At 63.8% G+C, this 26,932-nt stretch carries 25 protein-coding genes; 15 read left to right on the forward strand and 10 right to left on the reverse strand.

From position 1 onward, the window contains the following. The first annotated feature begins 77 nt into the window (after positions 1-77). On the forward strand, positions 78-692 hold the full coding sequence (locus tag ABEA18_RS19830; protein WP_345452019.1) for a DUF305 domain-containing protein: 615 nt from the start codon (positions 78-80) through the stop codon (positions 690-692). Between the two features lie 88 nt (positions 693-780). Here ABEA18_RS19830 and ABEA18_RS19835 read toward each other — a convergent pair whose 3' ends face one another. Further along, the gene (locus ABEA18_RS19835; protein ID WP_345452021.1) at positions 781-1,023 is read right to left on the reverse strand and encodes a hypothetical protein; all 243 of its coding nucleotides are present in this window, start codon (positions 1,021-1,023) and stop codon (positions 781-783) included. Positions 1,024-1,258: 235 nt separating this feature from the next. Here ABEA18_RS19835 and ABEA18_RS19840 point away from each other — a divergent pair, with 235 nt between their 5' ends. From ABEA18_RS19840 to ABEA18_RS19850, 3 genes are all read left to right on the forward strand, one after another. Then, entirely contained in the window at positions 1,259-2,821 is a 1,563-nt protein-coding gene (locus tag ABEA18_RS19840; protein ID WP_345452023.1) for a CehA/McbA family metallohydrolase, read from the forward strand. Positions 2,822-2,945: 124 nt separating this feature from the next. Beyond that, positions 2,946-3,989: an NAD(P)-dependent alcohol dehydrogenase gene (locus ABEA18_RS19845; RefSeq protein WP_345452025.1), complete on the forward strand. Its 1,044-nt coding sequence runs from the start codon at positions 2,946-2,948 to the stop codon at positions 3,987-3,989. 184 nt (positions 3,990-4,173) lie between these two features. Further along, entirely contained in the window at positions 4,174-4,770 is a 597-nt protein-coding gene (locus ABEA18_RS19850; protein ID WP_345452027.1) for a TMEM175 family protein, read from the forward strand. Between the two features lie 21 nt (positions 4,771-4,791). On the opposite strand, the gene ABEA18_RS19855 is transcribed toward ABEA18_RS19850, so the two are convergent. Beyond that, positions 4,792-5,580 (reverse strand): DeoR/GlpR family DNA-binding transcription regulator, encoded by a 789-nt coding sequence (locus tag ABEA18_RS19855; protein WP_345452029.1) that lies wholly within the window; start codon positions 5,578-5,580, stop codon positions 4,792-4,794. Positions 5,581-5,596: 16 nt separating this feature from the next. On the opposite strand from ABEA18_RS19855, the gene ABEA18_RS19860 reads away from it, so the two are divergent. Beyond that, entirely contained in the window at positions 5,597-6,289 is a 693-nt protein-coding gene (locus tag ABEA18_RS19860; RefSeq protein WP_345452031.1) for an NUDIX domain-containing protein, read from the forward strand. Between the two features lie 38 nt (positions 6,290-6,327). On the opposite strand, the gene ABEA18_RS19865 is transcribed toward ABEA18_RS19860, so the two are convergent. Beyond that, positions 6,328-6,846 carry a GNAT family N-acetyltransferase gene (locus ABEA18_RS19865; protein ID WP_345452033.1) on the reverse strand — a complete coding sequence of 173 codons (519 nt, stop codon included), beginning with the start codon at positions 6,844-6,846 and terminating at the stop codon, positions 6,328-6,330. Positions 6,847-6,912: 66 nt separating this feature from the next. Between ABEA18_RS19865 and trxB the strand changes: the two genes are divergently transcribed. The 3 genes from trxB to ABEA18_RS19880 all read left to right on the forward strand — a co-directional run bounded on the left by trxB (position 6,913) and on the right by ABEA18_RS19880 (position 10,474). Next, positions 6,913-7,890 (forward strand): thioredoxin-disulfide reductase, encoded by a 978-nt coding sequence (trxB, locus tag ABEA18_RS19870; protein ID WP_345452035.1) that lies wholly within the window; start codon positions 6,913-6,915, stop codon positions 7,888-7,890. An 81-nt stretch (positions 7,891-7,971) separates the two neighbouring features. Next, a complete protein-coding gene (locus tag ABEA18_RS19875) occupies positions 7,972-9,222 on the forward strand; it encodes an Nramp family divalent metal transporter (protein WP_345452037.1) in 1,251 nt (416 codons plus the stop codon). 4 nt (positions 9,223-9,226) lie between these two features. After that, entirely contained in the window at positions 9,227-10,474 is a 1,248-nt protein-coding gene (locus ABEA18_RS19880; protein WP_345452039.1) for an APC family permease, read from the forward strand. Here ABEA18_RS19880 and ABEA18_RS19885 read toward each other — a convergent pair. Beyond that, positions 10,464-11,684, reverse strand: coding sequence for an MFS transporter (locus ABEA18_RS19885; RefSeq protein WP_345452041.1), 1,221 nt, complete (start codon positions 11,682-11,684; stop codon positions 10,464-10,466). The genes ABEA18_RS19880 and ABEA18_RS19885 overlap by 11 nt on opposite strands. 184 nt (positions 11,685-11,868) lie before the next feature. Here ABEA18_RS19885 and ABEA18_RS19890 point away from each other — a divergent pair, with 184 nt between their 5' ends. Together ABEA18_RS19890 and ABEA18_RS19895 are read left to right on the forward strand one after the other, a co-directional pair. Next, a complete protein-coding gene (locus tag ABEA18_RS19890; RefSeq protein ID WP_345452043.1) occupies positions 11,869-12,258 on the forward strand; it encodes a hypothetical protein in 390 nt (129 codons plus the stop codon). Positions 12,259-12,382: 124 nt separating this feature from the next. Next, a complete protein-coding gene (locus ABEA18_RS19895) occupies positions 12,383-12,640 on the forward strand; it encodes a mycoredoxin (RefSeq protein WP_236811230.1) in 258 nt (85 codons plus the stop codon). A 56-nt stretch (positions 12,641-12,696) separates the two neighbouring features. On the opposite strand, the gene ABEA18_RS19900 is transcribed toward ABEA18_RS19895, so the two are convergent. From ABEA18_RS19900 to ABEA18_RS19920, 5 genes are all read right to left on the reverse strand, one after another. Beyond that, positions 12,697-15,024, reverse strand: coding sequence for an FdhF/YdeP family oxidoreductase (locus ABEA18_RS19900; protein ID WP_345452045.1), 2,328 nt, complete (start codon positions 15,022-15,024; stop codon positions 12,697-12,699). A 56-nt stretch (positions 15,025-15,080) separates the two neighbouring features. Next, positions 15,081-15,857 carry a lipoate--protein ligase family protein gene (locus ABEA18_RS19905; RefSeq protein ID WP_345452047.1) on the reverse strand — a complete coding sequence of 259 codons (777 nt, stop codon included), beginning with the start codon at positions 15,855-15,857 and terminating at the stop codon, positions 15,081-15,083. Further along, positions 15,857-16,660 carry a thioesterase family protein gene (locus ABEA18_RS19910; RefSeq protein ID WP_345452049.1) on the reverse strand — a complete coding sequence of 268 codons (804 nt, stop codon included), beginning with the start codon at positions 16,658-16,660 and terminating at the stop codon, positions 15,857-15,859. The genes ABEA18_RS19905 and ABEA18_RS19910 overlap by 1 nt, the downstream gene beginning before the upstream one ends. A gap of 32 nt (positions 16,661-16,692) precedes the next feature. Further along, a complete protein-coding gene (locus ABEA18_RS19915; RefSeq protein ID WP_345452051.1) occupies positions 16,693-17,181 on the reverse strand; it encodes a DedA family protein in 489 nt (162 codons plus the stop codon). A 67-nt stretch (positions 17,182-17,248) separates the two neighbouring features. Then, complete coding sequence (locus ABEA18_RS19920) at positions 17,249-17,443, reverse strand: DUF1918 domain-containing protein (RefSeq protein WP_345452053.1); 195 nt, start codon at positions 17,441-17,443, stop codon at positions 17,249-17,251. Positions 17,444-17,631: 188 nt separating this feature from the next. Between ABEA18_RS19920 and ABEA18_RS19925 the strand changes: the two genes are divergently transcribed. Then, positions 17,632-18,762, forward strand: coding sequence for a PDDEXK nuclease domain-containing protein (locus tag ABEA18_RS19925; protein ID WP_345452055.1), 1,131 nt, complete (start codon positions 17,632-17,634; stop codon positions 18,760-18,762). 118 nt (positions 18,763-18,880) lie between these two features. Further along, entirely contained in the window at positions 18,881-20,437 is a 1,557-nt protein-coding gene (locus ABEA18_RS19930) for a polysaccharide deacetylase family protein (RefSeq protein WP_345452057.1), read from the forward strand. 70 nt (positions 20,438-20,507) lie between these two features. Here ABEA18_RS19930 and ABEA18_RS19935 read toward each other — a convergent pair whose 3' ends face one another. Next, positions 20,508-21,482, reverse strand: a complete 975-nt coding sequence (locus tag ABEA18_RS19935) for a dienelactone hydrolase family protein (protein WP_345452059.1) — start codon at positions 21,480-21,482, stop codon at positions 20,508-20,510. Positions 21,483-21,587: 105 nt separating this feature from the next. Between ABEA18_RS19935 and ABEA18_RS19940 the strand changes: the two genes are divergently transcribed. From ABEA18_RS19940 to ABEA18_RS19950, 3 genes are all read left to right on the forward strand, one after another. After that, positions 21,588-22,475 carry a ribonuclease Z gene (locus ABEA18_RS19940; protein ID WP_345452061.1) on the forward strand — a complete coding sequence of 296 codons (888 nt, stop codon included), beginning with the start codon at positions 21,588-21,590 and terminating at the stop codon, positions 22,473-22,475. A gap of 139 nt (positions 22,476-22,614) precedes the next feature. Continuing rightward, on the forward strand, positions 22,615-25,380 hold the full coding sequence (locus tag ABEA18_RS19945; RefSeq protein ID WP_345452063.1) for a response regulator: 2,766 nt from the start codon (positions 22,615-22,617) through the stop codon (positions 25,378-25,380). Between the two features lie 423 nt (positions 25,381-25,803). Beyond that, positions 25,804-26,796: a hypothetical protein gene (locus tag ABEA18_RS19950; RefSeq protein WP_345452064.1), complete on the forward strand. Its 993-nt coding sequence runs from the start codon at positions 25,804-25,806 to the stop codon at positions 26,794-26,796. Positions 26,797-26,932 lie beyond the last annotated feature (136 nt).

The raw sequence follows: 26,932 nt of genomic DNA on the forward strand, positions 1-26,932 counted from the left end.
CCCACGCGGTGGGCTTGCTGTGCGCGTCCCACGCAGCCGTACCACTGCAGGCTGACTGACTGAAGGACCCCAAAACCATGAGAAAAAACCTGACCATGACCACCCTTGCCGTTGCCACGGCCATCTCGCTTGCCGGTTGCTCGGCCGGAACCGGCGGCAGCAGCATGCCGGGAATGAACCACGGAAGTGCCTCCCCGTCTGATTCCGCCACGGAGAGCGTCGGTTCGTCCGCGGCTCGAGGCCACAACGCTGCGGACGCAGAGTTTGCCCGCATGATGATCCCTCACCATGCCCAGGCCGTTCAGATGAGCGACGTCGTGCTCGCCAAGACCGGACTCCCTGCCCAAGTCACTGCGCTCGCCGGCAGGATCAAGGCAGCCCAAGGCCCGGAGATCGAGAAGATGACGGGCTGGCTCAAGGACTGGAACGAGCCGGCCGGGATGTCGGGTGACCACAGCATGAACGGCATGGTGGGCGATGAGGACTTGAAGAAACTCGAGGCCGCCCAAGGCCAGGAAGCAGCCAGGCTGTTCCTGACCCACATGATCGCCCACCACCAAGGGGCCGTGGCCATGGCACAGAAGGAAGGCACCGACGGTAAGAACGCCGATGCCCTCGAACTCGGCAAGGACATCGTGACGGCCCAGGAGGCCGAGATCAAGGAAATGCAGGAGCTATTGGGCGCTCTGTAGCCCAAAGCACCCTGTATCCCAAAGCACCGGCCCACCTGGTTTTCCACTGTGGGCCGGTGCCGGTGGCCTGGTAATGCCGTCCCCGGGTCTATGCCGTGACGCCTACGGAGGATCCTTCCGCTTCCAACACGGCCTCCGCTACGTCTTCCCTGAGGTGGTATTCCCTGGCGTCGACCGGATACAGGGACCCACTGACCACGTAATAACCGCGGCCTTCGCCTGGCCCTCCGGCCGCGGCATCTATCGCGGCGATCATCCCTGGTTCCAGGGGCTTTTCTTTGCCTGCCTCGCGCAATCGGGCGAGGTCTTCGGCCTCAAGGCGACTGATCAAACCCGGAATATCGCACATCTAAAAACACCGTCCTGTTCGGTACATGGGAATGGATTGCGCCGTCGCCCCAGCCCTTGGTGCATGCCAAGAACAGTAAGGCCGGGCGTCGCTCGTGGCAAGGGTCCAATCAAAGACAAGCCCAGTAAATGGACGCCACTTGCCGACGCCCCTGGTTTCATGCTGCGTTCTTGGTTCCGTTGCCTACTGTTCAGTAACGGTAGGCAACATCGAGGGAGTGACTTCACCATGCAAAGCCCATTCGGGCGACAATGTTTCCTTTTCTTCTACCCGGCGCGGCTTCCTGGCCGCCGCACTGACCGGCGCGGCCTTGACCCTGGCCCCGGTTTCGTTCGCGGCAGCCGCTGCCGGAACCAGCAAGACCAAGACGATCACCGGCCATCTGGATCCGGGCGCCGCAGACTTCGTCTATTTGCCCATCGATGTCCCGTCCGGCGTCAACAAGATCAGCGTTTCGTACATCTACAGCAAACCGCAAGTGGCCTCCGGACTCCTCGGGAACGCTTGCGACATCGGAATCTTCGATGAGAAGGGCACCGACCTCGCCGGCAAGGGTTTCCGCGGCTGGTCCGGCGGTTTCCGGACCGAATTCAGCATCAGCGCGGGCGAAACGACGCCGGGCTACTTGCCGGGACCCATTGGAAAGGGCACCTGGAACGTCGTGCTCGGCCCCTACCAGGTAGCCGAGCAGGGCCTTGACTACACCGTGAACGTGACCCTTGAGTACGGACCCGACGTCACTCCTTTCAAGCCCCAGTACCCGCCGCAGCAGATCGCCGGCCGAGGCGCGGCCTGGTACCGCGGCGATGCTCACCTGCACACCGTCTACTCCGACGGAAAGCGCACCCCCGAGGAAGTCGCAGCCGGCGCCCGCGCCGCGCGCCTCGACTTCATGATCTCGACGGACCACAACACTCCGGCATCGCACGGCGTCTGGGGACCGCTCGCCGGCAACGACCTCCTCATCCTCACGGGCGAGGAAGTCACCACGCGAAACGGCCACTACCTCGCGCTCGGCCTGGAGCCGGGCGAATGGATCGATTGGCGCTACCGGGCCCGCGACAAAGGGTTCGAGCAGGAAGCCCAGCGGATCCACGCCTCAGGCGGCATTGTTGTTCCGGCCCACCCGTACTGCCCGTACGTCGCCTGCCGCTGGAAGTTCGGTTACGACGACGCCGACGCCGTAGAGGTATGGACGGGCCCGTGGACCATTGACGACGAGTCCTCCGTCAACACGTGGGACGCAATGCTGGCCCACTCCGTGCGCACGGGGGGCCGGTGGCTCCCCGCGATGGGCAACAGCGACGCCCACAGCGTCCCGCAGGTCATCGGATTCCCCCACAACGTGGTCAACGCAGTAGCGTTGTCCCGCGATGCCCTGCTTGACGGCATCCGCAATGGCCGGAACTGGATCGCCGAGTCGGCTGACGTCTCGGTGGACTTCCAGGTCACCTCCGGCGGCAAGAGCGCAACCGTGGGCGAGCGGCTCAAGGTCGCGGTAGACGCCCCGGTCACGGTGACGGCGAAAATCGCCGGCGTGCCGAACGGCGTCGTACGCTTCATCACGGACGAAGGACAGACCCAGCAGGTGACGCTTCCCGCGTCGGGTCAGGGAACCAGCACGTGGGTTACCACCCCACAGCTCGCCGCGTATGTGCGCGTGGAGGTCCGGCATCCGAAGATCGACGGAACCTCCGGCAGCGGCACGGAAATGGGAACGGTCATCCCGCTCGGTCCCATGGCAGCGCTGACGAACCCGATCTTCCTGGGCGCCAACTAGTCCCCAACAGATCCGATTGAGTTGAGGGAGTCCCTGCCAATACCCCTCCCAGCAGGGACTCCCTCGCATCGGAAATCTCGTGTTGGGTAGATAGTGCCAATCCTCCGTCCACAACAGGAGAAAAATGCTGACCGTCAATGCTTATGCCGCCCCGTCCGCGAGCGAAGCCCTCGTCCCGACCACCATTGAGCGCCGCGACGTCGGTGCCCACGACGTGCTGATCGAAATCAAGTACGCAGGCATCTGCCATTCAGACATCCACACCGTCCGCGGGGACTGGGGACCGCAATCCTACCCGCTCGCTCCGGGCCACGAAATCGCCGGTATTATCACCGAAATCGGCCCCGAAGTGACCAGCCACAAGGTCGGCGACCGCGTCGGCGTCGGCTGCATGGTCAACTCCTGCCGCGAATGCGAGAACTGCCGCAAGGGCGAGGAGCAGTACTGCCTGAAAGGCATGACCGGGACCTACGGCGCCATTGACCGCGACGGGACCATCACCCAGGGCGGCTACTCCACCCACGTCGTCGTGACTGAGGACTTCGTGGTGCGGATCCCCGAAGGGATAGAGCTCGACGCCGCCGCTCCCCTGCTGTGCGCAGGCATCACCACCTATTCGCCGCTCCGGCACTGGGGCGCCGGCCCGGGCAAGAAGGTCGGCGTGGTCGGACTCGGCGGCTTGGGCCACATGGCCGTCAAGCTCGCGCACGCCATGGGGGCCGACGTCACGGTACTGTCCCAATCGCTGAAGAAGATGGAAGACGGCCTGCGGTTGGGCGCCGACCAGTACTTCGCCACGAGCGAGCCGGCCACCTTCGAAGAGCTTGCGGGGACCTTCGACCTGATCATCAACACCGTCAGCGCCCCGATCGACATCAGCTCCTACCTTCAGTTGCTGGCGCTCGACGGCTCGCTGGTGAACGTGGGCGCGCCGGCGGAACCCCTGCCCGTCAACGTGTTCTCACTCATCACGGGACGGCGCTCCTTTGCCGGATCGGCGATCGGCGGCATCCGGGAGACCCAGGAAATGCTTGACTTCTGCGCCGAACATGGACTCGGCGCCGAGATCGAGGTCATCCCGGCCGACAAGATCAACGACGCCTACGAACGCGTGCTCGCTTCAGATGTTCGGTACCGCTTCGTCATTGACGCGTCCACACTGGGCTAGGCGGAAAGGGCAGGCGTAACGTCAGTGCACGGGTCCCGTCCCTCCCCGTAAATAAAGTCCCTGCGGGGCACGAGCATGTGGCCCCGGCCGCTCGCTTGTGCCGCGCAGGGATTTTCGCTGTCCGCGAGCATCCCTTGGCCGAGGGAGTCCGCAGCAACGATGATGTCCCCATGAAGGCAACTAGATGAACAAGAACCGGCTCGAGGCATTCAGTGACGGCGTCCTCGCCATTGTCATCACCATCATGGTGCTTGAGCTGCGGGTTCCGCCGGAACCGAGCTGGCATGCCTTGCTCAGCGTCTTTCCCACGTTCCTCAGCTACTTGCTCAGTTTCGTCTATGTGGGGATCTACTGGAACAACCACCACCACATGATCCATCTGGCGGATCGAGTCAACGGCCGGATACTGTGGGCGAACCTGCACCTGTTGTTCTGGATATCCCTCTTCCCGTTCAGCACGCGATGGATGGATGACTCAGGCTTCGCCGAGGTCCCTGTGCTGGCTTACGGGTTCAACCTGCTCTGCGCCGCCATTGCCTACTTCGTCCTGCAGCAATCGTTGATCCGGCACCAGGGACGGCAGGGTGCGCTCGCCCAGGCGATTGGCCGGGACTGGAAGGGGAAGACGTCGCCGCTCATCTATTTGGCCGGCCTTGGCCTCTGTCTTCTGCATCCTTTGCTCGCCGTTGCCGCGTACACCGTCGTGGCATTGATCTGGCTGATTCCGGACCGCCGCGTGGAACACTTTGTCATCCGCGCACACCAGGAGCGAGCAGAGTAGCGGGGCCTACGGACCACCGGATCAACCAGCGTCAAGGACAGGGACGCCAAGGCGCGAGAGCTCCCTTATGGTCGGATCTTTGGCTGGCGCATCGGTGATGATCCCGGCGACGCTGGCAAAAGGCAATACCGAATAGCGCGAAGCGGCCCCGATCTTTTCGGTACTGGCGAGGACGTAGGTATCGGCCGCGCGGGCGGCGAGGGCACGTTTCATGGCGGCTTCGTCGGCGTCAGCTGTTGTCAGTCCGTGGACGGAATGGATTCCCGTGACGCCCAGGAAGAACAGCTCGGCGGATATGGCTTGGGTCGCCTCGACGGCGGCAGCCCCGCACGTCACGGCGGAGTGTTTGAACAAGCGACCACCGAGGAGGAACACTTCGATGAGTGGGTGGTCGATAAGCGCCGAGGCGATGGTCGGGCTGTGGGTAATCACAGTGCAGTCGAGCTCCGCAGGCAGCGCGTGAACCACCGCGAGGGTGCTGGTGCCGCCGTCGAGGATCACGGCGGAACCCGGGTGGACCATCGAAGCGGCGAGGGCAGCAATGCGGCCTTTGCTCTCCGGTTCAACGGTAACGCGGGTTGCGTAGTCGGCGATGGCAGGAGAAACCGGCAGCGCACCGCCATACACACGCTGGCACAGCCCGGCCGCGGCAAGCTCGCGCAGATCGCGGCGCACGCTGTCTTCGGATAATCCAAGTTCGTGGGCGATGTCTTTGGCGATCACCTTGCCATCGGCCGCAAGCCGCGAGAGTAGAAATTTGTGCCGTTCGGCAGCAAGCATGCCCATTCCTTCCTGATGTTGCACGATCATGCACTATTCTAGCGGGATGACTCCGAGAAACGATGCCCCGCCCACAACGTTGCGTCCTGGAATTGATGTACCCGACCACCGCGGCCGCACCGGTCTCGACCAGGCCGGCCGAGGCCTCGACCGCAATCCCGCCGTGGTGGTGCGCGACGTCGAAGTGACTTCCGACGGTTGGCACGTGCTGCGTCGCACCACCTTCGACTACCGCCGCAGGGACGGCCGATGGGTCACGGAGGAACGCGAAACTTACGATCGAGGGAATGGCGCGACGATTTTGTTGTACGACGCCGGCAGGGGCACGGTTCTACTCACGCGGCAGTTCCGCTTTCCTGCCTATGTCAACGATCATCCGGACGGGATGCTGATCGAAACTGCTGCCGGATTGCTGGACGACGACGACCCCGAAACCGCCATCCGTCGCGAGGCAAACGAGGAGCTCGGCGTCGAGGTCGGAGCGCTGCGGCACGTCCTCGACGCATACATGAGCCCCGGATCGGTCACCGAACGGCTGCACTTCTACGTCGCGCCCTACACCCCGGCGGACCAGACAGGACCCGGCGGTGGAGTAGCCGCGGAAGGCGAGGACATCGAAACCATCGAGATTGCCTTCGCCGATGCTCTCGCCATGATCAACGACGGCCGGATCGTGGACGGAAAATCGATCATGCTCCTCCAATGGGCAGCCCTCAACAGCCTCTTCCACATACGATGAGCCGCCGAAGCGTCCGGTCCCCGGCTCGCCGAAGCACTTCAGACCCGGCGTGAGCGCCGTTCAAGCAGGAGCGTATCCCGCCATTGGCCGGCAAGGGGGCCCGCGCTCATTCGTGCGATGCGTTCACGGCGGCCGACGATGGTGAAGCCATTGGCCTGGTGAAGGCGGATGCTGGCTTGGTTTTCGGGGAAAATGCTCGACTGGATGGTCCAGATGCCATGCTCTTCGGTCGACGCGGCCAGCGCTTTCAGCAGCAGGCTTCCGACACCCCGTCCGCGGGCAGAACCGGCGACATAGACGGAGTGTTCGACGACGCCGGCATAAGCCGGGCGCGCAGACACCAGGGAAACGGCCGTCCATCCCACCACGTGGCCGGACGCAACAGCGACGAATCGATGATCAGGAAGGCGGCTCGCATCGAATTGTTCCCACTCGGGTGCTGCCGCTTCTAAGGTGGCTTGGCCGGTCTCGATACCCTCCGTGAAAATCGCACGGACCTCGGGCCAATCCTCGGGACTCATGGGCCGGATCAGGACGGCTCCGGCTTCGCTGGACATCCACCCATTATGCACGTGGATTGACGATCCCTTGATTGAAGCCCCCGACCTTGTTGCACTTGTCCCATGAGCAAAGAACAACTGATCATCATCGGATCCGGCCCTGCCGGCTACACCGCGGCAATCTATGCCGCCCGGGCGGGGCTGAGCCCCCTCGTCCTTGCCGGATCAGTCACCGCCGGCGGCGCGTTGATGAACACCACCGAGGTGGAGAACTTCCCCGGTTTCCCCGCCGGAATCCAAGGCCCCGAGCTCATGGATGGCTTGCAGGAGCAGGCCGAGCGCTTCGGCGCCAAGATAGTGTTCGACGACGTCACGGAAGTCCAGCTGCGTGGCCACCTCAAACGTGTGGTCACCGGCTCGGGCGACACCCACGAGGCACCGGCTGTCATCCTTGCGACCGGTTCCGCCTACAAGGAACTCGGTTTGCCCGAAGAGAAGAGACTGAGCGGTCACGGCGTTTCGTGGTGCGCAACGTGCGACGGCTTCTTCTTCCGCGAGCAGGAAATCATCGTGGTGGGCGGCGGTGATTCCGCGATGGAAGAAGCGATGTTCCTGACCCGGTTCGCAAAGACCGTAACCGTCGTGGTCCGCAGGGAAGAGCTCCGGGCCTCCCGGATCATGGCCCAGCGGGCCAAGGACAATCCAAAAATCCGCTTCGCGTGGAATTCCGCCATCACCGCAATCCACGGCGACACCAAAGTCACCGGCGTAACCCTGGCCGACACACGTTCCGGTGAATCGCGTGAACATGCGGCTACGGGCATATTCGTGGCCATCGGACATGTCCCTCGAACGGACCTCGTTGCGGGAGAAGTGGAGCTCGACGCCGAAGGCTACATCAAAGTGGACTCCCCCACGACGGTGACCAATCTCTCCGGAGTCTTCGCTTGCGGTGACGCGGTGGACCACCGCTACCGCCAGGCCATCACCGCCGCCGGCACGGGTTGCGCAGCGGCGCTGGATGCCGAGCGGTACCTCGCAGCGCTCGACGACGCGGACAGCATCGCCACGGCGCTGGTGGAAGAACCCACCCACGCCTAAGCCATACCTAAAACCCACTTTTCGGTATGCCTAACTTAACGGTATCCTCATCATGTCCGTATCCCCGATGTTGAGGAAGCCATGGCTGCCACGATTGTTGAGCGACCGGCGAGCAAACCCCGGTGGAAGTCCCGGCTGCTTTTGTTGGGGCCGGCTTTCGTGGCTGCGATCGCATACGTGGATCCGGGCAACGTCGCGGCAAACCTCACCGCAGGAGCGAATTACGGCTACCTCCTCGTGTGGGTCCTGGTAGCGGCCAACATCATGGCGGTCCTGGTGCAGTACCAATCGGCGAAACTTGGTTTGGCCACCGGGCACAGCCTTCCTGAGCTCCTGGGCAAACGCTTGGGAACCCACCGCCGCAGACTGTTCTGGGTCCAGGCAGAGGTGGTGGCCGGGGCTACCGACATGGCCGAAGTCATCGGCGGAGCGGTGGCCCTCAACCTCCTCTTCGGACTGCCACTTCTTATGGGCGGCATCATCATCGGAGTGGCTTCCATGTTGCTCCTGGCGCTCCAGTCGTCACGGGGCCAGAAGTCCTTTGAATACGCCATCATGATGCTCTTGGCCGTCATCGCCGTCGGTTTCGTCTCGGGTCTCTTCGTCAATCCCCCCGAGACCGGTGGCGTACTGGCGGGTCTGGTGCCGCGGTTCGAGGGCACGGACACTGTCCTTCTTGCCGCGAGCATGCTCGGCGCCACGGTCATGCCGCATGCGATCTACCTGCATTCAGCCCTGGCCCGCGACCGGCATGGTTTCTCGGAGGACCCCGCTGAACGGACGCGGCTCATCAAGATCACCCGTGTGGACGTCGTGGGGGCTTTGGTGCTTGCCGGGGTCGTGAACATCGCCATGCTCCTTTTGGCCGCGTCCAGCCTGCGGGGAGTCGAAGGAACCGACACGATCGCCGGTGCCCATGCCGCTGTGACATCTGCCCTTGGTCCGATCATCGGCGTGGCTTTCGGTGTCGGTTTGCTTGCCTCAGGCCTCGCTTCAACGTCCGTCGGATGCTACGCCGGAGCAACGGTCATGGGCGGGCTCCTCAAGATCCGAATACCCCTGCTGCTCCGCCGGGTGGTTACGCTGGTCCCGGCGCTGGTCATTCTCGGCGCGGGCATCGAACCCACCCTGGCACTCGTGCTGAGCCAAGTCCTGCTGAGCTTCGGCATTCCTTTCGCCTTGATTCCGCTGATCCGGCTCACCGGCAAGCGCGAGGTCATGGGCATCCACGCGGATTCCACGCCATTGAGGGTTGCCGGGTGGACCAGCGCTGCACTGATCGTGGGACTCAACTGCGTCCTCATCGTCCTGACAGTCACGGGGAAGTCCTAGGCCCATGAGCAACCCCCAGGCCCTGGCCCGTCGGCTGGGTACCTTCGACGCGGTCGTCATCGGATTGGGCTCGATGATCGGCGCCGGCGTGTTCGCCGCCTTCACTCCGGCCGCTTCCGCCGCAGGATCAGGGCTACTGATCGGGCTCGTCATCGCGGCGGCTGTGGCATTCTGCAACGCGACGTCCTCCGCCCAGCTCGCCGCCGCATATCCCACGTCGGGCGGAAGCTACATTTACGGCCGTGAACGGCTGGGACCCTGGGCCGGATACCTGGCCGGTTGGGGATTCGTCATCGGCAAGACCGCCAGCGCGGCGGCCATGGCCATGACCTTCGCCGCGTATGCGGCCCCTCCGGGGTGGGAACGTCCCGTGGCGATCGCCGCCGTCGTCGTCCTCGCCGCCGTGAACTATCACGGGGTGACCCGCACAGCTGGCCTGACCCGCATCCTGGTTCTCGCAGTACTGGCGGCCCTCGCCATTGGCGTGGCAGCCTGCTGGGGCGGTTCAGCTCCGTCCCTGGCCAACATCCCCGGGGATGGACTGCTTGCGCACGGCGGGTACGGGATCCTCCAATCCGCAGGGTTGCTGTTCTTCGCCTTCGCCGGCTACGCGAGGATCGCCACGATGGGAGAGGAAGTCCGGGACCCCCGCCGCGCGATCCCGCGTGCCATCGGGATCGCCTTGGGCATCGCCGTCGTCGTCTACGCCATCATCGCCGTGACTCTCCTTGCCGTGCTCGGCCCGGACCGTGTGGCTGCCACCCCGACGCCGCTCGCTGCCGCGGTCGGAGCCGGGACCTTCGCCTGGGCCGTACCGGCGGTCCGCGTGGGAGCCGCCGTCGCCTCCCTCGGTGCCCTGTTGGCCCTCATCGCGGGCTTGGGCCGGACCACCCTGGCAATGGCCAGGCACCACGACCTGCCGCACTGGCTCGCCGCCGTCCACTCCCGGTACCGTGTCCCGCACCGCGCCGAGGTCACCCTCGCCGTCGTGATCTGCGTGATCGTCGCGTTCGCCGACTTGCGCGGCGCGATCGGCTTCTCCTCTTTCGGTGTGCTCATCTACTACCTGGTCGCCAACATTGCGGCGTTTACCCAGCCGGCCGAAGACCGCCGATACCCCAAAGCGCTCCAGGTGTTCGGAGCCCTGGCCTGCGTTGTCCTCGTGAGCACGCTCCCGCCGCTATCGGCGGGCCTGGGCGTCCTCATGTTCGCGGCAGGCATCGTCCTGCGCGTCGTGAGGCTCAAGCGATAGCGTCATGGGTTGGCGCAGGGGCAGCAGGACGTTCCTTCGGCGGCATTCGCCGCGACGGCCGCCCGGCCAGGACAATGACTAGCAGCGCCAAGACCGTGAGTGCGGCGCAAGCCGCGAAGATGCCCTGGTAGCCGAGCGCCGTCGTCGACCCCAAAGCGATGATGGGACCCGAAACGATAGCGCCGACGCGCCGCGTGTTGGTGTAGAGCCCGGAAGCCAGGCCGGGACGCGGAATCAGCCGCTGGAACAACGTCAGCCCCACGCCCGCCACAATCCCGAAGAACCAGGCATTCAGGACCTGGAGCGCAATCAGGGTGGCGGGGTTGGAGACAAAGGCCATGCCCGCGTAGTAGGCGATCCCGGCCACGCATCCGGAGGCGATGAGCGCCCGGCCGGAGTAGCGGAGCGCCAGCCGCCCGATCAGGAAGAGCGCCGGGATCTCAAGCGCTGCAGACACTCCAAGCGCGATGCCCGCCCAGATGACATCCACACCGAGCCCCTGGGTCACGAAAAGGCCCATGATGGACACAGCGGCGCTGTTGGTGGCCTGCAAGGCGACAAAGGCGAAGACGACCGCGGCGACCCCGAATTTCGAGAACGGGTGCCCATCCTCTTCGGCATGGGCGTTGGGACGATCCTCGACGGAGGCAGCGCGCCGTCGGGAAATCATGGCAGCAGTCGTGCCGACATTGAGGACGGCGACCGCACCGAGGGCGAGCAGGATGGCCCGATTACCCAGCGCGCCCATGATGAATGTCGCGAGGGGCGGCCCGGCCACCCAGGCGAACGAGACAATCGCGCGTGTGTTCACCACATCCGTCGCTCCGGCACCTGAGTGCCTGAGGTGGGCGAACAGCAGGGAGCTGCCGACCCCCGCCGGGCCGCCCAGGACGATCAAGCCCACGACGGCGAGCGGCAGCGAAGTGCTCACGGCCAGGAGTGCGGACAGCGCCAAGGTCAGGACGCCGCAGGCCAGCATGGGACGCAAGTAGTCGTTTTTTCGGTCTGCATAGGCCGGAACGAGAAGGGAAGCGACGAAGCCGCTGGCATTGTAGACGGCGAGGACCCATCCCACCTCGGCCGGGGTGGCGTTGAAGAGCGCCACCAGCAGGAGTGCCAGCGCGGGGTTGAGGAACGCGAACTGGAACCCCCACAACAGCGCCGCGGACGGGATGAGCAAACGCTTCGCGCGTACATTCGGGTTATCCACGCCCTCAACCCTAGAAGCCATCCGGGCCGCGAGGGAGGCCTTGCCGGTACCTGTATCGGCAAGTCTTCCGGCTGGTCAGGGCGGATTCCGGCCGCAAGCCCGATCGGATCCGGCCGACGGCGAGGCTCTGACAAAACCCGAATCAGGGGTGGACGGCGGAGGTCGCACAGAGCAGGATTGAGCCATGAGCATCCATGAGGCACTTCTGAAGCAGGCCAGCGTTACCGCCACGGAAGCCACGCTCGTGGCGAAGTTCGAGATCGAGGGCAACATCCCTGGTTCCGGCGCCTATGTCGTAGGCCTGGTCGCGGCGACTCCGGACTATTCCTCTCAACGAAGACTAGGCATCGAATTCATGAACGGGGAGGCGATCGCCTTCTTCTCCTTTAACCACGACCAAAGCGCCGAAGAGAACTACGACCTCAAGGGCGTTGAGCACTCGGGGAACACTATTACGGGGCATTTCCCTCTCTCGGCGATCAACGGCCTTGGCAAGGGACATGTGATGACGGCGTTCAGTGAAGCCGACGGCCGCGAGTTCCAGTCCGGCGTCGCCGTCCAAGAGTCGCTCTAGCCGGGCGGCCACATCCATGCCCGATTCGCCCGTGCGTGTCATGTGACACATGCGCGCGAAGGAATAGCACCTGCCGGGTTACCGTTGATGCGAGTAGTTCAAAACAACGACGGCAGGAGAATCCGTGGACTTCACCCCCGAATCCGGCACCATCACTATGTTCTCGACCACTTGGTGCGGTTATTGCAACCGACTGAAGAAGCAGCTGGACGCCAAGGGCATCGGCTACAACGAGGTCAACATCGAAGAGGTTGAGGGCACCGCCGAACTCGTGGAGAAGCTGAACGGCGGCAACCAGACCGTCCCCACGGTCCTTTTCCCGGACGGCACTGCTGCCACCAACCCTTCCGCGGCCGAGGTCGAAGCGCGCCTCGCCGCCTGATTTTCCCCTTCTTCGCGCGAGCTGGCAGCAGATACCCCCAAAAAGCGACGCAGGGGTCATTTGCTGCCAGTTCGGCTCACACTGAATCCCGGTGGTGCGGCCGGTTCCAGGCGCACCACCACGGATTTAGACGCGGGAGTATTGCTGCCTTCGGCGGTCGAATCCAGCGGTACAAGGACGTTTGCTTCCGGGTAATACGCAGTCACGCAACCGCGGGCTGTGGGGTACGCGATCAACCGCAACTGGCGCAGGACCCGGTCCACGCCGTCGTCGGCTTCGCTGTGGACGTCCACATAGCCGCCGTCGGCAAGGCCCAGCTCAGCCAGGTCGTCGCGGTGCGCAAAAAGCACCATTCGGCCCTTCTTCACGCCCCGGTAGCGGTCGTTCATGCTGTACGTGGTCGTGTTGAACTGATCGTGGGAGCGCACTGTCTGGAGCAGCAGGCGCCCTTGCGGGACCCGGATAGTCTCAAGGTGGTTGACCGTGAACATTGCCTTCCCCGTGATGGTGGGAAACTTCCGCTCGTCCCGGGGGCCATGGGGCAGGACGAAACCGTCACGGCTCCTGGCTTTCTGGTTGAAGTCCTCAAAGCCCGGCACCACATGGGAAATGTGCTCGCGCACTGAGTCGTAGTTTGCCTCGAAACCGCACCAATCAACGGGGACTTTATCGCCGAGTACCTTCCCGGCCATGCGGCACACGATCGCCACTTCAGACAGGACTTTGTCGGAGATCGGCTCCAGCCTTCCCGCCGAACGGTGTACCGCGCAGACGGTGTCTTCGACGGTGACGAACTGCTCGCCGCTCGCCTGGCGGTCTATTTCCGTTCGGCCCATCGTCGGCAGGATCATCGCTTGTTCCCCCACCACGGCGTGGGAACGGTTGAGCTTCGTGGAAATCTGGACTGACAAGCGGGTCTTGCGGACGGCTGCCTCGGCCGCCGTGGTGTCCGACATCGCATGCACGAGGTTTCCACCGAGTGCGACGAGCACCTTGATCCGGCCGTCCCGCATGCCGCGGATGCTGTCCACGGAGTCGACGCCCGGGTGCCGCGGCGGATCGAATCCGAATTCCTGCTGCAGGGCGTTGAGGAACGGCTCGGGCATCTTCTCCCAAATGCCCATGGTGCGGTCGCCCTGGACGTTGCTGTGCCCTCGGATCGGCGACGGGCCGGCGCCGGGTTTGCCGATGTTTCCGCGGAGCAGGAGCAGATTGACGATCTCCTTGATGGTCGCCACGGCCTTTTTGTGCTGGGTCAGGCCCATGGCCCAGGTGATGATGACCTTCTCCGCGCGCAGGTAGCGGGAGGCGAGCTCATCGATTTCCTCCGCCCTCAAGCCCGTTGCGGCGAGGACGTCCTGCTCGTCCAGCTTGTCGATGTGGGCTTGGAACTCTTCGAGGCCTTGGCAGTGCTCCTCAATGAACGCATGGTCCAGGACTGCCCCGGGGGCTGCCTTCTCCGCGTCCAGCACCCGCTTGGAGACGGCTTGAAGCAACGCCATGTCCCCTGCGAGGCGGATCTGCAGGAACTGGTCCGCCAGGTCCGTTCCTTTGCCCACCAGCCCACGGGGCCGCTGTGGGTTCTTGAAGTTGATGAGTCCGGCTTCCGGAAGAGGATTCACCGCGACAATGCTGGCACCGGCGAGCTTTGCCTCTTCCAAGGCGGTGAGCATCCGGGGATGGCAGGTCCCCGGGTTCTGGCCCATGATGATGATCAAATCAGCCTTGGCGAAGTCCGTGTAGCTGACGGCGGACTTGCCCACGCCGATTGTCTCACCGAGGGCCAGCCCCGTGGACTCATGGCACATATTCGAGCAATCGGGCAGGTTGTTGGTCCCGAAGGCCCGGACGAAGAGTTGGTAGACGAACGCGGCTTCGTTGCTCGTCCGGCCGCTCGTGTAGAAGGTGGCCTCGTCGGGCGATTCCAGGGCATTAAGTTCACGGGCAACGATCCGAAACGCATTGTCCCAACTGATGGGACTGTAATGGCTCGAACCGGCAGGTTTGTAGACGGGCTCCACGAGCCTGCCCTGCTGGCCCAGCCAGTATTCCGAGCGCCCGGCGAGGGAATCGACGTCGTTCTCGTCCCAGAAACCGGACGGAACCTTGAGCGGATCAGCCTCCCACCCGACGGCCTTCGCGCCGTTCTCACAGAACTCGGCCAGCTTCCGCTCCGGAGGATCGGGCCAGGCGCAGCTCATGCAGTCGAAGCCGTCCTTCTGGTTCATGGCCAGCAGGGACTTCCAGGTGCGGGACGGTCCCATTTGGCTCAACGCATGGGGTAAGGAGTCCACCAGGCTGGGCAAACCCGCGGCGGATCGCTTCGGCGGTCCGACGGTGAGGTCCGCGTCGGAATCGTGGACAACGGATGGTTTCTTGCCCATTGTTCTACCTCGGTCCACTTGGTTGTGGCCTCAAGCGTAGTCCTGGCGGTTTTCGTCTACAACGGCGTGCTGGTGCTCGTCACAGGGAGCAGGCTCTGGAAATCGCCGTCGATGAGTTCGGCGTATTCTGCGTAAGCCGCGACGACGGCGTCCTCCACTGTGGGTACGTCCAGCTGCGGCAAAAGGTCATTGGCCGCCCCGGCCGTGGCCGGATCCCACTCCAGTCCGAGGGCGCCATAGCTGGCAGTGAGGACTTCACGGATGGGTGCCGAGTTCTCGACGACGATCACCGAACTGAACAGCCATCCCCCGGAGACCACCCTCTGGGCGGTGCCGACCAGCTTGATCTGGTGTGTTGGAAAATCCGGATCCAGGCCGTGGACGCTGAACTCACCCGGGCAGTACTCGCCGGGGATCTCCCCGACGGCGGCGTGAACGCCGACGCGGCGGAGCGCACCCGCGAGGAGCTCGCCAAAGAAGGAGAAACGGGCCTTCGCCCCGGCAATCGCGTCGGCGTGCGGCTCGACGTGGTCGATCACCAAGGTTCCCCGGTGGTAGGCCGCTGCCCGGCCTCCGGCCTTGCGGATCAACGGTTCGAAACCGAGGTCCCGGCAAGCCTCGGACGCGGCCTGGAATCCCGGCAGCTTGGCATCGCGTTGCCCGAACGCCACGGTCGGGCGGGGCCGGTACAACCGCAGCGTCGGCGCCAGAAGCCCCCTGCGGGCACGGTTGAGGAGCTCGATCCCGAAGTCCAGGTCACCAGCGACGCCGAGCGACTCTTCCTGGCGCACCACCGTGAGCGTGCGCTGTGTCAGGGCGAGGTCCTCAACCATCAGCTCTTCCTCAACGTGAGGATCTGCTCCGCGCGGCCGAAGGGGCCGCTGATGTCGTGAAGCACTGTGGACGTCAGGCCGATGCCGTCATTGCCGAAGGAGACCATGTTGTCCAGGCCTAGCCATTCGCCCGCAGGTTCACGGTACATGTGGATCTGCAGGTCAAGGTTGGGAAAGATGTAGCTGTTCTTGCCCGGCGAAACGCGCGCGGCAATACCGTTGGCTGTGTCCACGAGTCCAACGAGCCTCGCAACATCGCAGCTGTCCGCCGCATCGGTGAGGGGATGCTCCGTACGGATCCAGACTTTGCCCGAGCCTGCCCGGTGTCCTTCCGCTATCCGCATTTCCAAGGACCGGATGTAGCCGCCCGGCCACACGCTTGCACCGTCCCACGGCTTGCATTCGTCCGGGGCCGGCATTTCAACGTCTTCAATGGCGGCGACGGCACTCGTGTCGCTGGTTGCCATACGCCAGGCGGTGGCCCGGATAGCCACGCGTCCTGCCGCCGAGAGTTCCGCCTGGATCAGTTCAATGGTTCTGCCGGGGCGGACCGTGGCTGTGGTGATTTCGAATTCGCCCCCCGGGATCAATCCAAGGATTTCATAGCTGAGGCGGGCCATCCGGACGTCGTCGCGGGGCTCATGGCGGAGCAGCGCATCAGCCATAATGCCCGATGCGGGCGCCATGTGCTGCTCGTGCGGATTCCATGCGCCCTGCGCGTGGATGGTTGAGCGGAACCGCCCGTTCCCGAGCGATTCGTAGTAGAAGTTGCCTTCCGCAAGGTCCGGAAGCTCAATACTCAACGCCTGCCCTTTCGCCGGTCCGGTAATGGAACTCAGACCACTGTATCTTCTGGCGCCACAGCCGTCCGACGGCGACGCCGGATGACCAGCCAGACTGCCAGTCCGGCAAGTGAGAGGGCCAGGAGAGCGGCACCCAAAGGGGAGGCCGCCATGACAGCGAGCCAGGCATCCATCGCCGCCAGGCCGATCGTCGCGTAGACGAACGCCCAGATCCCCGAGCCTACTATTGCCGCAGGGAGATACCGGCTGAGCGGCATTCTCGCAGCCCCGGCAGCCAGGTTGACGGCGGTTTGGAGTCCGATTGTCAGGAAGGTCAGCACGACGGCGTAGGGGCCAAAGCGCTGAATCAAGGCCTGCGCTTTGCCGGCTTTGGGGCGATGCAGGGCGCGTGCGAAACGCGTGCGTTCGAGTCCAGCCGCCGCGCTGCGGCCGATCCAGTACGTCGCGTTGACCCGGACCATCACAACGGCGAAGAGTGCCGCAAGCGCCACTTCAAACGGCAGGTCCAGGATCTGGTCCACGCGTCCCTCCCCGGTCGTCTCCGCAGCTAAGTCTTACCTTAGCTGAACGCGGCGGCCGGTCCGCGGGTCACGAACCCCCGACTGCGCGATCGATCGTGAAATCACCACCCGGATACAGGATGGTCTCGTGGCCATCGTCAAAACGCACGAAATACGGCGGCGCACCGTTTGCACCGCGGACTTCGATGATCTCGCCGTGCCGGTCGGCCGCCCCGACCGTCCTGCCATGAATGATGATCCGATCTCCCTGGGCTGCTTCCACAGGAACCACCTCCCAGCATTCAGACTACGAGTGTTGGGCCGTCGTGGGAACAGGCCGCAGGTGCCCATCCAATTGGCCGGGCAGTGGCAACGTCGCAGCGCCTAAAGTGTCAGTCCCCTCCCCTACGTTTGACGACATGGCTGACAAACTGCGTCGCCGTACATCGTCGCTACAGAAGAGGGCAGCCAGTGCCAAGTCAAGAACTGAAACCGGAACAGGCCACGACGGCGGCAGCAGCGGCGTCGTTCGCGGCTCCTCCCGCGCGCACGTCCATGCCGGACTGGTACCCCGAGCTGCTTGCCAGCGTCTCAAAGGAGGTCGGCGCGGGACGTTCACGGGCCATTTCAGCAGCGAACAAGGCTTTGCTTGCCTCCTATTGGTCCATCGGCCGGCACCTGGCAGAGCGGGAATCAGAACAAGGCTGGGGTTCCAAAGTCGTCACCCGCCTATCGGCGGACGTACAGGCCCGGTTTCCTGGTTCGAAGGGATTCTCGCCACGCAACCTCCGCTACATGAAGACTTTCGCCCAGGCTTGGCCGGAGTTCCCAATGTTGCAAGCGCCGCTTGCAACATTGCCCTGGTACCACCAGATCGCGCTGCTTGAGAAGCTCGACGACGCCGCGACCCGCCTCTGGTACGCAGCGGCCGCCGTCGAACACGGATGGTCGCGCAACGTTCTTGCCCACCAGATCGAAACGCGCCTCCACGAGCGCTCCGGGCAAGCGATTACCAATTTCAAAACCACCATGATGCCGGCGGACTCGGACCTTGCCCAACAAGCCACCAGGGACCCGTATGTGTTCGACTTCGTCGCCATGACTGACCGCCGCAACGAGCGGGAGCTGGAGCTTCAGCTCGTCCAGCATGTGGAGAAGTTCCTCCTGGAACTGGGCCAAGGGTTTGCCTTTGTCGGCGAGCAGGTCAGATTGGAAATCAACGGCGATGAGTTCTTCGCCGATCTCCTCTTCTATCACTTGAAGCTCCGCTGCTATGTTGTGATCGAGCTCAAGGCAGTGAAGTTCGAGCCTGGATTTGTCGGCCAGCTAGGCATGTACATGTCAGCCGTGGACGATCTTCTGGCGCATCCCGATGACAAGCCAACCATCGGGCTCCTGCTCTGCAAGGAGAAGAACAACGTGGTGGCCAAGTACGCGTTGCGGGGAATCAACCTGCCCATCGGCGTGTCGGAGTGGCAAAGCAAAATCATCGAATCGCTGCCAGAGGTACTCGCCTCAAGCCTGCCAAGCATCGAACTCCTTGAGGCCGAACTTGCTGACGAACCGGCAAACGTCGCGGGCGCGGGACGTGCCCTGCCATAGAACCTGAACGCAAGCTGTGAATTCGGCCGCTGCCCGTTTTTTGGGTTCACCCTGCGCGATTGAAGGCGTACCCTACATTCATACGCCGCCTGGGGGCCCCTCGTCTCGTGGAGGAGCCATGCGCAGCTTGGATCAGCGTTTCGGGAAGCAAGGCCCACGAGCGGCCGGGTTTCGTCGGATAAACAAACCGAAAAAGTACAAGCGGATCGTCGCCGTCTTGGGTGCCCTGCTGCTCACCGCGGGAGCCCTCAGCGGAGTCGCCGTTCCCGCGAGGGCAGCAGCCACCACCATCGTGAGTTTGACCTTCGACGACGGCAACGGCAACCAGCTTGCCGCCGAACAGGTGTTGAAAGCCCACGGGCTGGTGGGAACCTTCTTCATTACCACTAGTTGGATCGGCACCCCGGGTTACCTCACGCAGGCGGATCTGCACACCATTGCAGGCGACGGCAACGAGATCGGGGGCCACACGGTTACTCACCCGGATCTCACCACGCTCACCGCGGCAGCCGCAAGCGCTGAAATCTGCAACGGCAAGTCGACGCTGGAAAGCTGGGGATTTCAGGTGAACAACTTCGCCTATCCTTTTGCCGCCGAAAATGCGTCCGTCCAAGCTGATGTAAAGAGCTGTGGATTTGCCAGCGCACGCGGGCTGGGCGACATCCGTTCGCCGGCCAGCTGCCCGAGCTGCCCGTTTGCTGAGACCCTTCCCCCGGCAAATCCCCTGGTCACCAAGGCCCCGGACGAAGTCGACAGCACATGGACCCTCCAGAATCTGGAGGACCTTGTCACCAACGCCGAAAGCACCGGCGGATGGTTGGAGTTGACTTTCCACCACATCGCGGTCGGAACTGATCCCACGCTGACCATTAGCCCAACGCTCTTTGACACATTCGTCACTTGGCTGGCTGCGCGGACTGCCAACGGAACCACATCGGTCCGGACCGTCGCCCAGGCCTTGGGGCAGTCGACAACGCCGCCGCCACCACCGCCACCACCACCTGCGGGCGGGCACACCACGGGCGGAGCCATCGGCGCCGCATGGACAGCACAGGGAGCGCAAAACGGCCCCTTGGGCTTGCCTGTCACCGATGAGATCACCGGACTCAAGAACGGCGGCGCATACCAAGCATTCCAAGGCGGACAGATCCACTGGTCGCCGGCCACTGGCGCACATATCACCAGAGCAGCCATCGACGCCGCCTGGGCCTCCCAAGGCTGGGAAAACGGCTACCTGGGCTACCCCATGACGAATGAAATCACCGGACTCAAGAACGGCGGCGCATACCAAGCATTCCAAGGCGGACAGCTCCACTGGTCGCCGGCCACCGGCGCACATATCACCAGAGCAGCCATCGACGCTGCCTGGGCCTCCCAAGGCTGGGAAAACGGCTACCTGGGCTACCCCATGACGAATGAAATCACCGGACTCAAGAACGGCGGCGCATACCAAGCATTCCAAGGCGGACAGATCCACTGGTCACCGGCCACCGGCGCACACATCACCAGAGCAGCCATCGACGCCGCCTGGGCCTCCCAAGGCTGGGAAAACGGCCGCCTGGGCTACCCGACAAGCGAGGAGTACGCCTCAGCGGGTGGTTCCATAACCCAGAATTACCAAGGAGGCTTGATCACGTGGTCGCCAACCCGTGGCGCCACTATCATCGCAAATTGAAGCAGTGAACAAATTGACGACGCAGTGAACAAATTGACGCAGTGAACTAGGGAAGCAACAGGGCATGGACTCAGACGTGCTCGCCAAACCAGGCCAGCATGTCTTGCCAGGCGGCGGTCGCCTGGGTTTCGTTGTACCGCTGGCTGGTGTCGTTGTGGAAGGCATGGTCGACGCCGGGATAGACAGTGAGCTTGTGGCGGACGCCGTTGGCTTCGAGCGCATCCCGAAGTGCCGGCATTGCGCCGGTGATGCGCTGGTCGAGTTCGGCATAGACGCCAAAGACGGCCGGTTTAATTGATGGAACCTTGTCCAGCTCAGGCGCGGGGCCATAGAAGGCAGCTGTGGCTTTCAGGCTGTGTATCTCGGTCGCGGATTGCCAGGTGATGCCGCCGCCAAAACAATAGCCGTTCATCGCGATCCGCTCCCCGTCCACGAAATCCAGTGACCGGAGGTAATCGAAGGCCGCGGAAAAGTCGGAAACATGGCGCTCGGCCCCTGCCCTTGTCAGCGCTCCGGGCACGGCGTCGGCATCCACGCTCGGTGTGCCTCCCTCCCGACTCAGGAGATCCGGTGCCAAGGCAACGTACCCGGCATTGGCAAACCGGCGGGCCACGTCCTGGATGTGCGGGGTAAGTCCGCGATTCTCATGGCAGACGAGCACGGCCGGTCCCGCATCTGCCCCCTCAGGCCTGGCAAGGTACGCGCTGATGCCGGTTCCGCCGGCGGGGAACCGGACGGTAGCGGTCACAAGGCCAGAGGCTCCCTCAGGTACGGAAAGTGGACTCTTCGCCCCCGGTACCTGCCCGGCAGTCGCCGTCGCCGCGGGTCGGGCGGATGAAGCCTCGGGGCTCGGCATGGGATCGGTGCTTCGCGGGACCTCATCCGGAGTACATCCGAGCTGCAGCATCGTCGAGGAGGCGGCGGCCATGCTCCCGGTGATAAATGCGAGCCGGCGAATGAACGCCCGCTGCGACATGTCGCCCGAGCGGTAGTCGTCGAAGAATTCCTCGACCAGGTACTTTTCAAATTTCCCGAGCTGGATCATGGCAGGCCTCCTGGGTGTGGCGCATATCCTCCTCCGAAGACCGTCACCGGGCAAGGGTGCCCAGGAGGGTGGGTGTAGGCGCCAAGTAATGAGACACTCGGTTCCATGCGTGAATTCGTGGTTCTCGGCACCGCCTCCCAGGTCCCGACCAGGACCCGCAATCACAACGGATACGTGCTCCATTGGGATGGCGAGGGCCTGCTCTTCGATCCTGGAGAAGGCACCCAGCGGCAGATGATCCAAGCCGGCGTCTCGGCCAGCCAGATCACGCGCATCTGTATTACCCATGTCCACGGCGACCATTGCTTCGGGCTGCCGGGCGTACTTTCGCGCATGGCGCTGGACCGGGTGGAGCATCCAATCCACTTGCACTATCCCGCGTCCGGCGAGGACATGATCCGTGCCCTAGTGGCTGTTGCGTCCCCCGGCATCGACCTTCGGCTTCATCCGCACGGTGGTGCCGGTCCTATCGCCGCAGGAGTGGAGGTGCGCCCGCTGCTTCATCGAATCGAGACCTACGGCTACAGGGTTGTCGAGCCCGAGGGCCGCAGCCTCCTGCCGGAGCGGCTTGCGGCGGCGGGGATCAGCGGATCGGATATCAGCCTCCTGCAGCGGGACGGGAGCCTGGGCGGCGTGCGATTGGAAGACGTGAGCGTGCCGAGGCCCGCACAGAGCTTCGCCTTCGTCATGGACACGGCGCCATGTGACGGTGCTGAGGAACTCGCCGAGGGCGTTGACCTTCTCGTGGCTGAGTCTACTTTCAGCGACGACGACGACCTCGCTGCGCAGTACCGCCACCTCACGGCCGGGCAGGCGGGGGCGTTGGCTGCAACTGCCGAAGCGGGCATGCTCATCCTTACCCATTTCTCGTCGCGCTATCCCGACGTCGGATTGCTGGCGGAGCAAGCCGGGGCGAGGTCGGGCGCGGCTGCCGTCATGGCCGCGAACGACCTGGACCGGGTTCCCTTCCCGAAACGGCAGCGGTGGTTGTAGGGGACTCGAAATACCTGGCAATTTTGTGATGCTTTCGGGTAGGTTCCCGGATAATCTGTCCGTGGGGAGGGCCACACCGGCACACCCACGCTCCGCCGATGTGGGCGGGCTTGTCATCCATTCAGCTCTGGGGGCCGAAATGACAAACGAAATGCGGCCGCTGGATCAGGTCGGCTCTTTCAGGGACCTGGTCGAGGCCGTGCCGGATGCTTTGCTCGTGATCGACGCGGACGGTCAGATCACGTTCGGCAATGCCTATTCAGAGCACCTCTTCGGTTATTCACGCAGCGAACTGCTGGGCAAGCACTATGAGATGCTGCTTCCGGCGCGGTTCAAGGGCCAGGGTGGCGCCATCCGGGATCTCTTTGCCCGTGATCCTGGAGTACGCAGGGCCGGGACTGACCTGAAACTGTTCGGCCGCCACCGTGACAGCACAGAGTTTCCGATTGAGGTCACCTTCGCTCCCCTAGGCGAGCCCCCGGGCATGCAACTCGTCGCCTCCATCCGGGAAGTAAGTGACCGCGTCCGCGTTGACGCCGAACTCCGCGATGCCCTCTCCCTGCTCAGTGCCACCCTTGAGTCCACGGCCGACGGCATTCTGGTTGTCGCGGCGGACGGGACTATCGCGGGGGCGAACGAGCGCTTTGCCGAGTTGTGGGGCATCCCCGCGGATCTCCTGGAGTCCCACGACGACGGCCGGCTGTTGGCTTTCGTCCTCGACCAGCTCACGGATCCCGATGGCTTCATAGGCAAGGTCCAGGAACTGTACGCCGATCCGGGGGCGGAGAGCCTGGACATGTTGGAATTCCGTGACGGGCGGACGTTTGAACGGTATTCCCGGCCCCAACAGGTAGGGGACGAGATCGTGGGACGGGTCTGGAGTTTCCGTGACGTCACTTCCCGTCAGCGCGCACAGGACCAGGCGCGGGAGGCGCTCGCCCAAGTGGAGGGCCTGGCCGCCATTGTTGAGTCTTCGGCTGACGCGATCATCGGTATGACGCCCGCGGGCCTCATCACCAGCTGGAACCCCGGGGCGGAGAAGCTGTACGGATACACTGCCGCTGAAGCGACCGGGCAGAACGTCCGGCTCCTCATTCCGGACTACCTCCAGGCCGAGGACGAGGTGCTGGCCGCCGTCAAGAATGGCGGACAGGCCCACAGCTTCGAGACAGACCGGATGCGCAAGGATGGGTCCATCGTGCCCGTGTCCCTGACGGTCTCCCCGATCCGAGGCGAACACGGAGTCATCGGGATTGCGACCATCGGCCAGGACATTAGCGCACGTCGTGCCTCAGATGCTGACCTGCTGGCCGCCCGGGAGGAGGCCCTGGAATCGAGCAGGTTGAAGTCCGAGTTCCTCGCGACGATGAGCCATGAAATCCGTACCCCCATGAACGGAGTCGTAGGCCTGACAACGCTTTTGTTGGACACGCCACTGGATGAAACACAACGCAAATACGCCGAAGGGGTTCAGACTGCCGCCGGAGCTTTGTTGACCCTGATTAACGACATCCTGGATTTCTCGAAGTTGGAAGCGGGGAAGATCGACCTGGACATCACCTCCTTCGATCCGCAGTACCTGATGGAGGAAGTCGCCTCGCTCCTGGCCGAAGCAGCTCAGGGCAAGGGCCTGGAACTCATCGCGTATTGCCACCCCGATGTTCCCGCACAGCTGGCTGGTGATGCCGGCCGGATCCGGCAGATCCTGTTGAACCTGGCTTCGAACGCCGTGAAGTTCACTGCGTCCGGTGAAGTCGCCATCCGGGTGAACGTCGAGGACCAGGACGCAAGAACCGCGCTTGTGCGAATCGAGGTCAGCGATACCGGTATTGGTATCGACGCTGCGGATCATTTGCGCTTGTTCGATTCGTTCTCCCAAGCGGATGCCTCCACCACGCGTCGGTACGGTGGAACCGGGCTGGGGCTGGCCATCTGCCGGCGTCTGACGGAAGTGATGGGCGGGGACATCGGTTTGACCAGTACCCCTGGTGAGGGAAGCACGTTCTGGTTCTCTCTCCGATTGCCGCTGACTACGGAACCTGGGCCGATTCCGGAGCGTCCGGTCCCGAGCCTGCTGGCGGGTCTGCGCGTGTTGGTGGTCGACGACAATGCCACCAACAGGTTCGTGTTGGAATCGCAATTGAACACATGGGGGCTGCGGCCGGACGCGGTTGCCGACGCGCGCACGGCACTCGACCGGTTACGGGCGGCGGCCGCCGCGGGGGATCCCTTCGACGTTGCCATGCTCGACATGTGCATGCCGGACATGGACGGCCTTGAGCTTGCTTATGAGCTCTCGAGCGATCCCGGCCTTCGGGGCCTCCGGCTCATGATGCTGACGTCCGCGCCCCAGGTATCCACGACCGATATGACTGATGCGGGAATCCGGGAATGGCTCACGAAACCCGTACGCGGCTCCGAACTCTACGACCGCCTGATCCGGCTGGTAACCGGCAAGCCAGGGACCGGGCCAACGTTCGCACGTGAACGGCCCCCGAGGCCGGCCAGGCCTTCCAAAGGAAGGATCCTTGTAGTGGAGGACAACGAGGTGAACCAGCTCGTCGCCCGTGAAATGGTTGCGAAACTGGGCTACGAAGCCGACGTGGCTGCCGATGGCGCCGAGGCAGTCTCCGCCATCGCCGCCCGCTCCTATGCGGCCGTGCTCATGGATTGCCACATGCCCGTTATGGACGGCTTCGAGGCCACCAGGAGCATTCGAGCGAGGGAAAACGGCAGCGTGCGCTTGCCCATCATCGCCATGACCGCCGGAGCCCAGGACGAAGACCGCGAGCGCTGCCTCGCAGCCGGCATGGATGATTACCTCAGCAAGCCGGTCGATCTGGCTGCCCTAGACGCGGCCCTGAACCGGTGGGTTCCCCAGCGGGAGGGATCTAGGACGCAATGACCGTAGACGCGGAGAAAGCCCTGCTTACGTAGGGCTCTCCACGTGTGCGGCCGCGCGTACTTTGGAAAACGAGTAGGCGGCACTCGTGCTTCAGGGCCTGGAAAGATGTTGAATTAACACAGGAACACATCCGCGGCTTGAAACAGACCAGCCGGCCCTCCGGGACCGGCGTTGGACGGGGCCGACGGCGGGAGTGCCCCTGGAGCCCGGGGCTCGGGGCTCTCTACCCCAGACGCCGCCGGCCCCCCCCGGGGGTGGCCAAGGGAACCCCATTCGCCACATCGGGTTTGTGCGCCGTCTGTTCTTTTTCCGTGCCGGCCGGAGCACAATTGAGAAATGTTGGACCGTGGGCGGTGCGGCATGAAGACTCTCTCCCACTGTCCCGGCCCTCCTTTCAACAGCCTGTTGTGAAAGGACACCGAGATGTTCCAGCCAAGCAAACGACTAACAGCGTTCGGATCCGCACTCGTGCTGGTTCTGGCAATGTCCGCGGTCGCGTCGTGTTCCGGGCCAAGCGGTACGCCTTCCCCGGCCACGTCGAGCGGGACGCCGACAGGGCCGACGTCGGGATCTGCCTCGTCGACGGCGACCGCGACAGTGACGTCGGACGCCGCGGAGTTCTGCGGGGCAGGGTCCGCCATCCACTATGACCGCTCCGCCTTCCAGTTGACGCCCAGGATTGACAACAAGTGGTTTCCGCTGAAGCCCGGCATGCAGTACACAACGAAGGGCACGGTCAAGAGTGCCGATGGCACCTCGGAGCGCACTGTGGTCCACTCCGTGACCGGACTGACAAAGGTAATAGACGGCGTGAAGACCCTCGTGATGTGGGACCGGGACTACTTCGACGGACAGCTCGTGGAATCCGAGCTGGCCTTCTTTGCCCAGACCGAGAAGGGCGCGGTCTGGCTCTTCGGGGAGTATCCGGAAGAGTACGAGAACGGCACTTTCACCGGCGCCCCCCGCACTTTCATCAGCGGCATTTCCAAGGCCCAGGCAGGGATCGCCATGCAGGATCAGCCGGTGACCGGCACCCCAGGGTACGTGCAGGCCCATGCACCCGACGTGGGCTTCCTGGATTGCGGAACTGTCTTCAAGCAGCACGAGCGGGTATGCGTCCCCACCGCATGCTACGACGACGTGTTGATTGTTGATGAATACAATCCGCTGGAACCGTCTGTGGGCCACCAGCAAAAGCTCTATTCAGCGGGCACGGGGCTGGTGAAAGTGACAGCGGTTGGCGGTGTGGACCAGGAGTCGTTGGACCTCGTCAAAGCGGAGGCGCTTGCAGACTCTGCGTTGAGTGAGATCAATCGGCAGGCACTGGAATTGGACGGGCACGCCTACCAGGTCAGCGCAAGTGTTTACGCCACGACGCCCCGCGCCGAGGTTTCGTCGCCGGGTTCTGCTGGCTAGTGCGCGTATACCACTATCAGTTATGAAAAGACGGAAAATTCCCTGTCATTATCCTGAGAATCCTTGCATTGAGCGTTGACCCGGGGTTTGCCCGAGGCTCATTATTGACGTACACGTCTGGGGGCGCTTTGGCACT

It is taken from the genome of Arthrobacter gyeryongensis, assembly GCF_039543785.1.
Lineage (GTDB): Bacteria > Actinomycetota > Actinomycetes > Actinomycetales > Micrococcaceae > Arthrobacter > Arthrobacter gyeryongensis.